Source organism: Clostridium sp. 'White wine YQ' (assembly GCF_028728205.1).
Lineage (GTDB): Bacteria > Bacillota > Clostridia > Clostridiales > Clostridiaceae > Clostridium_T.
In genome coordinates this window covers 38,208-49,657 of record NZ_JAQYUU010000013.1, presented here as the reverse complement: position 1 = coordinate 49,657, position 11,450 = coordinate 38,208, and the positions used below count along the sequence as shown (strand labels likewise).

General features: G+C 32.0%; 13 protein-coding genes. All 13 read right to left on the bottom strand.

The genetic code is table 11. From position 1 onward, the window contains the following. Window positions 1-308 precede the first annotated feature (308 nt). The 13 genes from PTZ02_RS19100 to PTZ02_RS19040 all read right to left on the bottom strand — a co-directional run bounded on the left by PTZ02_RS19100 (window position 309) and on the right by PTZ02_RS19040 (window position 11,407). Complete coding sequence (locus tag PTZ02_RS19100; protein ID WP_274229331.1) at window positions 309-1,031, bottom strand: NAD-dependent protein deacylase; 723 nt, start codon at window positions 1,029-1,031, stop codon at window positions 309-311. 135 nt (window positions 1,032-1,166) lie between these two features. After that, a complete protein-coding gene (locus PTZ02_RS19095; RefSeq protein ID WP_274229330.1) occupies window positions 1,167-1,817 on the bottom strand; it encodes a ribulose-phosphate 3-epimerase in 651 nt (216 codons plus the stop codon). Window positions 1,818-1,858: 41 nt separating this feature from the next. Next, a complete protein-coding gene (locus PTZ02_RS19090) occupies window positions 1,859-2,515 on the bottom strand; it encodes a transaldolase family protein (protein WP_274229329.1) in 657 nt (218 codons plus the stop codon). A 31-nt stretch (window positions 2,516-2,546) separates the two neighbouring features. Next, complete coding sequence (locus PTZ02_RS19085; protein WP_274229328.1) at window positions 2,547-4,064, bottom strand: phosphomannomutase/phosphoglucomutase; 1,518 nt, start codon at window positions 4,062-4,064, stop codon at window positions 2,547-2,549. Between the two features lie 22 nt (window positions 4,065-4,086). After that, a complete protein-coding gene (gene rpiB, locus PTZ02_RS19080) occupies window positions 4,087-4,533 on the bottom strand; it encodes a ribose 5-phosphate isomerase B (RefSeq protein WP_274229327.1) in 447 nt (148 codons plus the stop codon). Between the two features lie 129 nt (window positions 4,534-4,662). Then, window positions 4,663-5,334: a ribulose-phosphate 3-epimerase gene (gene rpe, locus PTZ02_RS19075; protein WP_274229326.1), complete on the bottom strand. Its 672-nt coding sequence runs from the start codon at window positions 5,332-5,334 to the stop codon at window positions 4,663-4,665. A 43-nt stretch (window positions 5,335-5,377) separates the two neighbouring features. Next, a complete protein-coding gene (locus tag PTZ02_RS19070) occupies window positions 5,378-6,313 on the bottom strand; it encodes a transketolase family protein (protein ID WP_274229333.1) in 936 nt (311 codons plus the stop codon). Continuing rightward, complete coding sequence (locus PTZ02_RS19065) at window positions 6,309-7,127, bottom strand: transketolase (RefSeq protein ID WP_274229325.1); 819 nt, start codon at window positions 7,125-7,127, stop codon at window positions 6,309-6,311. Before PTZ02_RS19065 ends, PTZ02_RS19070 begins: the two co-directional genes overlap by 5 nt. A gap of 21 nt (window positions 7,128-7,148) precedes the next feature. Further along, window positions 7,149-8,180, bottom strand: a complete 1,032-nt coding sequence (locus PTZ02_RS19060) for a zinc-binding dehydrogenase (protein ID WP_274229324.1) — start codon at window positions 8,178-8,180, stop codon at window positions 7,149-7,151. A 13-nt stretch (window positions 8,181-8,193) separates the two neighbouring features. Then, entirely contained in the window at window positions 8,194-9,234 is a 1,041-nt protein-coding gene (locus PTZ02_RS19055; RefSeq protein WP_202765847.1) for a galactitol-1-phosphate 5-dehydrogenase, read from the bottom strand. 44 nt (window positions 9,235-9,278) lie between these two features. Then, window positions 9,279-10,550, bottom strand: a complete 1,272-nt coding sequence (locus PTZ02_RS19050; RefSeq protein ID WP_274229323.1) for a PTS galactitol transporter subunit IIC — start codon at window positions 10,548-10,550, stop codon at window positions 9,279-9,281. Window positions 10,551-10,630: 80 nt separating this feature from the next. Further along, window positions 10,631-10,909, bottom strand: coding sequence for a PTS sugar transporter subunit IIB (locus PTZ02_RS19045; RefSeq protein ID WP_274229322.1), 279 nt, complete (start codon window positions 10,907-10,909; stop codon window positions 10,631-10,633). 24 nt (window positions 10,910-10,933) lie between these two features. Then, window positions 10,934-11,407, bottom strand: a complete 474-nt coding sequence (locus PTZ02_RS19040) for a PTS sugar transporter subunit IIA (protein WP_274229321.1) — start codon at window positions 11,405-11,407, stop codon at window positions 10,934-10,936. Between the last annotated feature and the right edge of the window lie 43 nt (window positions 11,408-11,450).

The window sequence follows — 11,450 nt, the reverse complement described above, 5'->3', positions numbered from 1 at the left end:
TTCCTCTGTTTAATTTTCAAAGACCATTTGTTTGTTTCGTCCCCGCTATCTCGTGGGGACAAGTAGTATCTTACCACATATATTTCGTCATTTTTCTACAAAAAGTCTATTTTCTGCACCTCACCACTAAAATACTCTTAATTTCTATTACTTTCTAAGTTTTCTTACTATTGATACACCTGGTTATGTATACCGTAGTTTATAATCATTTATTATCTAATTAATGAATTTTCTGTAATTTCTCCTATAAATCAACCCCTTATTACGACAATAAAAAGAACTCCAACCGTAGTTAGAGTTCTTTTTATTTATATGACTTGTTTTAAAGTCTCCCCAATCTTCTCATTAATTACGACCTCTGCTGCTCCATCGTATTGAGTAGATGTTTTATTAATTAATATTAGATGCTTCCCACTAAAATATTTAATTAGTCCTGCTGCAGGATATACCATAAGAGAAGTTCCTCCAATGATTAAAGTATCTGCTTTAGCTATAGCTGAAACTGCTCCATTAATAGTATCTTCATCTAAACCTTCCTCATATAAAACCACGTCTGGTTTAACAGTTCCTCCACACTTAGTGCACGTAGGCACTCCTTTTGAATTAACTATAAAGTCTGCATCATAAAATGAATGACACTTCATACAATAATTTCTATGAACTGATCCATGAAGCTCAAAGACATTTTTACTTCCTGCCATTTGGTGAAGTCCATCTATATTTTGAGTGACTACAGCTTTTAGTTTCCCAATCTCCTCTAATTTTGCTAAAGCTTTGTGGGCATCGTTAGGCTTAGCATCTTGATATATTAGTTTCTCTTTATAAAAAGCAAAAAATTCTTCAGGGTATCTCATGAAAAATGTATGTGATACCAATTGTTCTGGTGTAAATGTTCTATTTAATTTTTCGTTAAACAAACCATTTGCACTTCTAAAATCAGGTATACCAGACTCAGTAGATACTCCTGCTCCTCCAAAGAATACTATGTTATTTGAATTTTTAATTATTTCTTTTAGTCTTTCAATACTCATAATTTCACCTCAAGTTTTGTATACTATTTAAATTATACCACTTACAACCAATCCTATCACGAAACTTAACATATATAAAATAAAAACCTTTGTAATTCATTTATATGAACTACAAAGGCTTTAAAACTCCTGAATTTATGCTCGAAGTTTAATAGCTTTATCCTTAAAGCTTATTCCATTATTATTAAATAGTGCTGAAGTTCCTAATACATATATATCTATATTTCTACTCTTCAAATGTTCCATTGTAATGCTATTTATACATCCATCCACTTCAACAATCGGTCTCTTGGCACATTTTTTTAATATTTCATTTAATTTATCTATTTTATCTAAAACTTCATATCTAAATTTTTGACCCGCAAAACCTGGATTAACTGTCATCATTAATATCATATCAATCATAGATAAATATTTTTCTATCTTTTCAATAGGTGTTTCTGGGCTAATTGCTAAAGCAGGCTTTATTCCGTATTTTCTTATTAATGATATATCTCTTTCAACATCTTCACTTGCTTCAATATGAAAAGATATATACTCGGGTTTTAAGTATCCATACATTTTTATATATTTTTCAGGATTCACTGTTGCTAAATGTATGTCTAAAGGTATATTTGTATACTTCTTTATAGCCTCTAAAACATACGGTCCCATAGCTAAGTTATTTACGAATATGCCATCCATTACATCGCAATGTAATAAGTCTATTTTTGCTTCTTCTAATTTCTTTAGTTCATTATATAGCTCTATCTGATTTGCACACATTATTGATGCTGCTAATTTCAATATAGTACACCTCCCTATAGATTTCATATGATCATCTTATGCTATCTACCCAATGTCTCAAGCTCATATCCATCTTTGTTAAACCTATCAACGCTGGCTACTACCAATTGTTTATTTAGCATTTGATTTAATATATCATAAGGTATTGTTACTGTATGTGCTCCTGAAAAAATTGCATCATTTACTTGATTTGGATTCTTAAAACTTGCTGCAACAATTTTAGTATCTGTTTTACTCTCATCAATGTACTTTCTTATTTTGTTAATTACCTCATAAGGATTAATGTTGTTACTCTCCATTCTATTTACATAAGGAGCAATATAATCACAACCTGCGAGTACACTAATTATTCCTTGTTCAACTGAACATACAGCAGTGGCCAAAATAGGAGTATACCTATTTTCTCTTTTTATAGAAGTTATTACTTTCATTCCTTCAACTGTTGCAGGAATTTTTAGTACAATTCGAGTAGAATCAATCTGTAGAATTCTTTTACAGTCATTATAAATTTCATCATGAGTTTCTCCTACCGCTTGTACAAAAAGCATTTTAGGATAAGCTTCAAATATTTCATTTATAATAACTTCCCTGTTCTTTTTTTCCTTTAGTAATAATGTAGGATTAGTCGTAACCCCTTTAAAAAATCCTAAAGCTGATATCTCTTTTATCTCGTTTATATTTGCTGTATCTAAGAACATTTTTTTCTTCTCCTTATATCAATGTTATATTCTATCCTATATCTTTCATGTCTGATGAATCTAACATCTCATACTTTTCTATAAAAGGATTCAATATTTTAAGTATATCTTTAATACCACCTTTAGAATCAGATTCAATATTTAAAGGTAATACAGGTTCATGTAATGAAAGTCTTAATAATAGCCATCCATCTCCATTATTCTTATCACAATTAACCTTTAATCCTTCGTAATTCTTTTCTTCAATACTCCATCCATCTATTGATGATGCATACTCTTTTAACTCATTAATAACTTTTTGCCCATAACCCTTAAAGTCTTCAGTTTTTATTTTCAATCTAACATCGGAACTTTCCAATGGATTCTTAAGCCTATCAATTAATGTTGCTATGTTTTCTCCTTCTTCTTTTAACTTAGCCATTTTAATCAATATCTTGGCTATTAAGTATGCTCCATCATCAAGGAAATAATTTTCTTTTAAGGCAGCATGTCCTGAAGTTTCGATAGCTAATTGACTATCTTTTCCCTCTTCATTTAGTCTTTTGGACTCATTTATTACATTTCTATATCCTCTTTTAAATCTATGATGAACTCCGCCTAAATCAGTTATAAAATCTCTTAATCCATTAGATGTTACTGAATCTGTAACTATAATTGACTTTGGATGTTCTTCCAAAACTATTGCTGATATTAGTGCAATTAGCGCATTTCTATTAATCTCAGTTCCATCTGCGCTAACAATTGCAGCTCTATCAACATCTGCATCAAATATTATCCCAAGATCTGCCTTGCTTTTTAAAACCGCTTCCTTAATTGCTTTCATAGCCTCATTATTCTCTGGATTAGGAATATGATTAGGGAACATGCCATCAGGATTTAAGAATTGGCTTCCTTCTATATCTGCTCCTAGTTCCTCTAATACTTTATTTGCAAAAAAGCCACCTGCTCCATTTCCAGCATCAACAATTATTTTAAAGTCTTGTAGTGGCTTGTTATAATTACTCTTTGATTTCACATCACTTCTTATTTTATTTACTAATATATTTGCATATTCATCTATAAAACGGACAATTCTCAATACGCCTCTTGATGTATACATCATTTCTGAATCACATGCTATTTCTAATATTTCACTGATATCTTCTTTTTCACATCCACCTTTAGGAGTAAAGAACTTAAGTCCATTATAGAAATAAGGTAAGTGACTTGCTGTAATCATTATGGCTCCATCACATTTATAGTCATCTAAAATTGTTGTCATAAACATAGCTGGAGTGGTACTCATTCCGCAATCATACACATCACATCCAACATTAATTAGTAAATCAATTAAAGCTTCTCGTATTTCTGGCCCTGATAATCTTGAATCCATTCCTATAGCAATCTTAATCTTTTCATCATTATTTTTATTTTTTTTAATCCATTTAATAAATCCATTCCCTATAAATCTTACAGTTGTAGGTGTAAGATTTACTTTATGTTCTGAAGTTTCAATAGCTATTCCTCTAATATCAGTACCATTTTGAAGCCTTTTAAGCTCTTCCATCATAATAATCCCTCCTAGCTATTAATTAATATTCACCCTGTTCTATTTTTTCTACTAAAGCTAATCTTTCGCTATGACGTCCCCCTTGGAACTCTGCATTTATCCATGTATCTACTATATCTAGTGCTAGCCCTTCCCCAGTTACTCTTTCTCCTAAACATAAAATGTTAGTATTATTATGTTCTCTTGTTGCTTTAGCTGAGAATGTATCACCAACAACTGCTGCTCTTATACCTTTAAATTTATTTGCAGCTATAGACATTCCTATTCCAGTACCACAACATAATATTCCAAGATCGCATTCCTTTGATGTTACTGCTTTCGATACTTTTATAGCATATTCAGGATAATTAACACTTTGTGCACTATTAGTTCCAAAATCTTCTACTTCTATATTTTTTCCTGCTAAATATTCTTTTATAGCATTTTTTAGTGTAAATCCGCCGTGATCGCAGCCAATAGCAATTTTCATATATATCAACCTTCCTATTCTTACTAAGTTATTTTTCATTGTAAATACTATTTTCACGTAGTATAATTTATAAAAGAATAGGAGAATACTCGCAATATTCTCCTACCTTTATATTTTCTGATGTGGGGGCTATGGGATATTCTTAATTTCACTTATTACATTTTCAAACAAGTCTATATTTTGAGACAAGTCTTGTTTAAATAATGATGACCCTATAACAATGTCTCTAGCTCCACAATCTATAACCTCTTTAATGTTATCTAATGTTATTCCCCCATCTACTTGAATAGTAAAATCATAGTTTCCTTTTTTCTTAATTTCATTAAGTTCTCTAATTTTATCTAACGCTAATGGGATGAATGATTGTCCGCCAAAACCTGGTTCAACTGACATTATTAATACTCTATTTACTAGAGGATAAATATGTTCTAAACAACTTATTGGTGTTGCTGGATTTACTGCTACTCCTGCTTTAATACCAAAACTTTTTAAGTAATGAATACTTTTATACATATGAGTTGCAACTTCAGCATGTATTGTTATGCTGTTTGCTCCAGCTTCCACAAGTGGTTCAACAAATTTATCAGGATCTGTTACCATCAAGTGAACATCAAATTCAATATCTGTTAACTTTCTTAATGCAGCTACTTGATCTAATCCAAAGGATAGATTTGGAACATAATGTCCATCCATAATATCGATGTGTATTGCTTTGATATTTTTTTCATTAAAAACTTTAAAATCTTCTCCATAATTACATACGTTTGCTGACAATAATGATGGTGAAATTATTACTTCCATAACTTACTCCCCCGTTTTATATTTTATATCTCTATATTTTTAATTAACCTAAAACTATCTTTTTAACTTCATCTTTTAAATGTTCTTTTGTAAGTCCGTAGAATTCCATTAAATCTTTTGGTTTTCCTGATTGACCGAATGTATCATTCATTCCAAGTCTTTTTACTTTTGCTAAGTTTTCTTCACTTACAACTTCGCATACTGCAGATCCAAGTCCGCCAATTATGCTATGCTCTTCTATAGTTATTATTTTTCCAGTCTTTTTAGCTTCCGCTACAATTAGTTCCTTATCTATAGGTTTAATTGTTGCCATGTTAACTACTGATACGTCAATACCTTCTGCTTCAAGTTCCTTACTAGCTTCAAGAGCCATCTCAACAGTAATTCCAGTTGCAATAATAGTAGCTTTGCTTCCTTCTTTAAGTAATTCACCTTTACCTATTTTGAAGTTGCAACCATTTGGATGAACATCTTCAACAGCCATTCTACCAACTCTAATATATACAGGTCCGTAATATTCAGCAGCTGCTTTTATAGCTTCTTTTGTTTCTGCTCCATCACTAGGATTTATAACTACCATTCCAGGTATACTTCTCATTAATGATAAATCTTCTATAGCTTGATGTGATGCTCCATCTTCTCCAACTGTTATACCAGCATGACTTGCAACCACCTTAACATTTAACTTAGGATAAGCCACTGAATTTCTTATTTGTTCAAAAGCTCTTCCTGCTGCAAACATTGCAAATGTTGATGCAAATGGTATTAATCCAGTAGTTGCTAAACCAGCAGCTGTTCCAATCATATTAGCTTCAGCTATTCCCATATTAAAGAATCTTTCTGGTGCAACCTTTTTGAAATCTGCACTTTTAGTTGATTTTGACAAATCCGCATCTAGTACTACTATATTTTCATTAGTTTTTCCTAATTCTGATATAGCTTGGCCATATGCTTCTCTTGTTGCCATTTTCATATTAATTACCTCCCTTGATTTCCTTTAATGCTACAACTAATTCTTCCTTGCTTGGTGCAACTCCATGCCATCCTGCATTATTCTCCATAAATGATACGCCTTTACCTTTTACAGTCTTAGCAATAATCATAGTTGGTTTTCCTTTAACTGTCTTTGCTTCATCTATTGCATTTCCTATTTGTTCGAAGTCATGTCCGTCTATAACTATTACATTCCATCCAAATGCCTTAAACTTCTCATCTATTGGATTAATATTCATTACGTCTGAGTTTTTACCATCAATTTGTAGTCCATTGAAATCAAGAAATGCTGTTAGGTTGTCTAGTTTGTAATGAGCTGCTGCCATAGCTGCTTCCCACACTTGTCCTTCTTGACATTCTCCATCTCCTAAAATTGCGTATACTCTATATTCCTTATTCTTAACTTTTCCAGCTAATGCCATTCCATTTGCAGCAGATAATCCTTGTCCTAATGAACCAGTTGACATATCTATTCCAGGAATTGCTTTCATATCTGGATGTCCTTGTAATATAGAATTTATTTGTCTTAGTTTACCAAGCCATTCTTCTCCGATAACACCTTTTTCCATTAATGTTGCATATAAACCAGGAGCTGCATGTCCTTTTGCTAGAACAAATCTATCTCTATTAGGATCCTTTAAATCATTAACATTTATATTCATCTTTTCAAAATACAATACTGTTAATATATCAGTTATTGATAGAGATCCACCTGGATGTCCTGATTGAGCTTCTGTTATCATCACTAATATTTTTTCTCTTATTTTTTGCGAATGTATTTTCAATAAATCAGCATTCATAACAACACTTCCTTCTATAAATTAAGATCTAATAACTACTTTTATTTCATTGCCTTGCATTGCTGCATCTATTCCGTCTCTCCAGTTATCTAGGTCTACTATCTTTGTAACTAAAGTTTCTGTATCAACCTTTTTGTTCTTTAAAAGATCTAAAGAAATTTCCCATGAGCTTGGTTTTTGTGATCTACAACCAATGTATCTAATTTCCCTTTGAATAATTAATTCTTGGTTCATTTCATTTAGAGTTTTAGCAAATATTCCAACTTGTACGAAATCTCCTTTTTTCTTAACAAGCTTTAATCCTTGATTTACTGCATGTATAACACCTGAGCAATCAAAAACCTTATTAACTCCGTAATTGTTTGTTTTCTCCATTACGATTTTCTCTAAATCTTCTTGTTGTAAATCTACAGCTCTGTCTATTCCTAATTTAGTTGCCAAATTTAATCTTTCTTTATCCTTTGTAACTCCTGCTATGATTACATAAGCTCCTTGAGATTTTGCTACTTGGCTTAAAAGTAATCCTATTGGTCCTGGACCAAATACTAAAACTACGTCTTCTTTAACTACAGTTGTCTTCTCTAAAGCGGCATGTACACAACAAGCAAGAGGTTCTGTTAATGCTGCAGAAAGTGATGTTACATTGTCTGGAAGAACATGTACACTTTCTTCTCTTGAGATAACATATTCTGCAAAACTTCCGTTAACTTGAGTTCCAATTCCTTTTCTTGATGAGCATAGATTATAGTCTTTACTCTTACAGAAATCACATGTTCCACAAGTTTCGAATGTTGTTTCGCTAGTTACTCTGTCACCTACTTTAACACTCTTTACATCTTCTCCAACTTCTACTACTACGCCTGCAAATTCATGACCTAATACAACTGGAGTTTTTATATTTCCATATTCACCTTTGAAGGAGTGAAGGTCTGATCCGCATATACCACTATACTCAACCTTAATCTTTACTAAGTTCTTCTCTGCCTTTGGTTCTTCAATGTCTAACAACTCCATGTTGTCATATCCAGGTTTAGTTTTTGTTAATGCTTTCACTTTAATTCCCCCTTTAGCTTTGTACTATCATTATCTTGTTATATTCTTCTTTTCTTTCTTTAATCATTTCAAAAGCTTTTGCTGTATCTTCTAAAGAGAATCTATGTGAAATAAGCTCTTTAAGTTTTATTTTCTTTTGTTTTACATATTCTATACTCTTAACCCATTCTTGACCTGGGAATGGAGCTGAATATGAATTCCAGAAACCTTGTAATGTCAATTCTTTTCTAAATATTCCTTCAAAAGCTTTTTCTGATAATTCTATACCAGCATGTCCAATGCCTTGAAATCCTATTTTTCCTTTTTTCTTTGTTACTAGTAAACATTGTTCTTGAGTGATTTTAGAACCTGCACTCTCAATACAAATATCTACTCCTAAACCATTAGTTAATTCTAATATTTTATCTACAGGATTTTCTTTTAATGCATTTATTCCAATATCTGCACCTAAACTGATTGCTTCTGATATCTTTTTATCTGAAATATCTACTGCAATAATCTTTTCAACTCCTGTAACCTTAAGCCATTGTATTGTAAGTTGTCCTATTGTACCTGCCCCTAATACTGCAACTACATCACCTAGTTGAGGTTTAATATTAAGTACTCCATGTAGTGCTACTGCTAGTGGCTCTATCATAGCTGCTTCTTCATAATCAATGTCACCAATCTTTAATACATTTGCTGCCTTAACATTAGCGTATTCAGCAAAGCCTCCAAAAGATTGAGCTCCTAACATACCATGATTTTCACAAAGTGAGAAATGTCCTTTTTTACAATATTCACATTCATAACAAGGCTCGAATGGAATTGCGACTACTCTATCGCCAACTTCAACATTTGTAACATTCTTACCCTTTTCCACTACATATCCTGAGAACTCATGTCCTAAGATTGCAGGTAGAGGATATTTCCAACTCTTTAGTGCTCTTGGAGGATCTGACCCGCATATTCCTGCCGCCATAACCTTTATTTTAACTTCATCATCTCCATAAGGCTTTATGTCAATGTCTTCATACCTTATATCTCCTACTGAGTGCAATACTGCTGCCTTCATAATTTCCTCCTCCTAAATTTTTATTATTTTATATATTTAAAATCCTAGAATATAGCCTTAGCTACTTCAGCAAATTTTAATATTAACCAGTTAAATAAGTTACCACCCATATCTAAACTTGAAATTTGAGTTGCTCCGTTTGGCATATGGAAGTTTGCATTTGCCATCATTGAAGTGTGAACATCTGCAAAGTTAGTTGCCATAAATAATGATATAGCTATCAATATAGTTCCTGTAATTACAGAGTGAACAATGTTTCCTTTTCTAAATCCAACGATAAATGCCATATAGAAAGGTATAGTTGCTAAATCTCCGAAAGGTAATACTTTATTTCCTGGTAATACAACTGCTAATAATAGAGTAATAGGAACTAGTATTAATGCTGTAGCCATAACTGATGGATGACCAACTGATACAGCTGCATCTATACCGATATATAATTCTCTTCCTGCATACTTCTTTTGAAGCATATTTTTAACTGCTTCTGATATAGGAATTAAACCTTCCATTAATATCTTTACCATTCTTGGCATTAAAAGCATAACTGCTGCCATTGATATACCTGTTTTGAATATTGCTCCACCATCTTGACCTGCAAGTGCTCCAAGTATACATCCTAATATTAAACCCATCATCATAGGTTCTCCGAATATACCAAATCTCTTTTGAATTGATTCAGGATCAGCATGTAATTTGTTTATTCCAGGTATTTTTTCTACTACTTTTCCAATTAAGTATCCTAAAGGTGCAAAAGCTGCAGTAGATCCAGTTGGAAGTGATATACCTTCAAGTTCATAGAAATCTCTAACCATTGGTGCAGTTTTATCTGCTACAACTAAAACAATAATTTCATATAATACTGCACAAAGTATTGCAAACCACCAGCTACCAGTTACTATATATCCAGTTGCTCCTGCTGCAACAAAGTGCCAATAGTTCCAGATATCAATATCAAGAGTATTTGTAAGTTTAAAGAAAATCATTATTAAGTTTACTACTAAACATATTGGTATAAGAATAGCTGCTACTGGTGAAGCCCAAGCTGCTGCCGCTGCTGCTGGCCATCCAGCATCTATTACTGTTAGGTTCAAGCCAAATCTTGCAACCATGTCTTGAGCTACAGGTCCTAATGTTCCTGTTAAAAGTCCAGCTACTAAATTAATTCCTACGAAACCAATACCAATTATTATTCCTGATTTAAATGCTTTTTTGAAACCTGTTCCAAATATTAATCCGATAATTAAGATTGCGATTGGCAATATTGCCGTTGGTCCGATTCCTAAAATGTACTGAACAATTCCCATAAGTTTATCCATTATAATTTACCTCCTAAATTTTTATTATTTTATTTAAACTGTCTTTCTACTTTTATATAAAAAGACAGATTTAAATCGTTTTACTTTAGTTGATCCAATATTTGTTGATCTAACTTTTCAGTACCGATTCCAGTTATATATGCTGTTGCTTTAATAGCTGGAATACTATAAGTTGTTGGTAAAATTGTAGTTGAAACTATTAAATCTGCCTGATCTTGTAGTGCTGCTACTTCAGCTATTTTACATTGTCTTACTTCTGCATCAATTTTATTTTCTTTTACTAATCTTTCTACTCTGTCACAAACCACTGTTGAAGTTGCAATACCTGCTCCACAAGCTACTAAAATACGTTTTTTCATAATTAATTCCTCCTAAAATTTTATTTATACGTTTTCTAAAGTGATGTTAGATAATAATTCTTTTACTTGTTCCTCATCCTTTGCAGATATTATTTCCTTTACAACATCCTCCTTTTGAATTAAACCCATTAATTCTTTTAATACTTCTAATTGGCTATGTGGTTTATTTAAACCCAACATGAATATTAAACTTACTTCAGTCTCCAATGTCTCATCATCCATTTGCTTAAATCTTATTGGATTTTCTGGTACAACTACTGATATAAATTGATTTTTAACATACTCTGCTTCAGTATGAGGAATGGCTACACTGTAGTTAGATAATTTAATTCCTGTTGGGAAAACTTCTTCTCTTGACAATAATCCTTCTAAGAAATCTTCTTCAACGTATCCATACTTATAAGCTTCTTGATGCATCATCTGAAACATTTCATTTCTGCTTTTACATGGTAGATTTAGTTTTATCAATTCTTTCTTAATATAATTGCTTATTTCCATCTCTATTCTCCTTTCTAATCCAGTCACTATATTATTTAGCAAT

What these genes read in the sequence shown, in the direction of transcription:
- PTZ02_RS19100 (WP_274229331.1), bottom strand. Translation starts at nt 1,031, where the DNA reads ATGAGTATTGAAAGACTAAAAGAAATAATTAAAAATTCAAATAACATA.
- PTZ02_RS19090 (WP_274229329.1), bottom strand. Translation starts at nt 2,515, where the DNA reads ATGTTCTTAGATACAGCAAATATAAACGAGATAAAAGAGATATCAGCT.
- PTZ02_RS19085 (WP_274229328.1), bottom strand. Translation starts at nt 4,064, where the DNA reads ATGATGGAAGAGCTTAAAAGGCTTCAAAATGGTACTGATATTAGAGGA.
- rpiB (WP_274229327.1), bottom strand. Translation starts at nt 4,533, where the DNA reads ATGAAAATTGCTATTGGCTGCGATCACGGCGGATTTACACTAAAAAAT.
- rpe (WP_274229326.1), bottom strand. Translation starts at nt 5,334, where the DNA reads ATGGAAGTAATAATTTCACCATCATTATTGTCAGCAAACGTATGTAAT.
- PTZ02_RS19065 (WP_274229325.1), bottom strand. Translation starts at nt 7,127, where the DNA reads ATGAATGCTGATTTATTGAAAATACATTCGCAAAAAATAAGAGAAAAA.
- PTZ02_RS19055 (WP_202765847.1), bottom strand. Translation starts at nt 9,234, where the DNA reads ATGAAGGCAGCAGTATTGCACTCAGTAGGAGATATAAGGTATGAAGAC.
- PTZ02_RS19050 (WP_274229323.1), bottom strand. Translation starts at nt 10,550, where the DNA reads ATGGATAAACTTATGGGAATTGTTCAGTACATTTTAGGAATCGGACCA.
- PTZ02_RS19045 (WP_274229322.1), bottom strand. Translation starts at nt 10,909, where the DNA reads ATGAAAAAACGTATTTTAGTAGCTTGTGGAGCAGGTATTGCAACTTCA.
- PTZ02_RS19040 (WP_274229321.1), bottom strand. Translation starts at nt 11,407, where the DNA reads ATGGAAATAAGCAATTATATTAAGAAAGAATTGATAAAACTAAATCTA.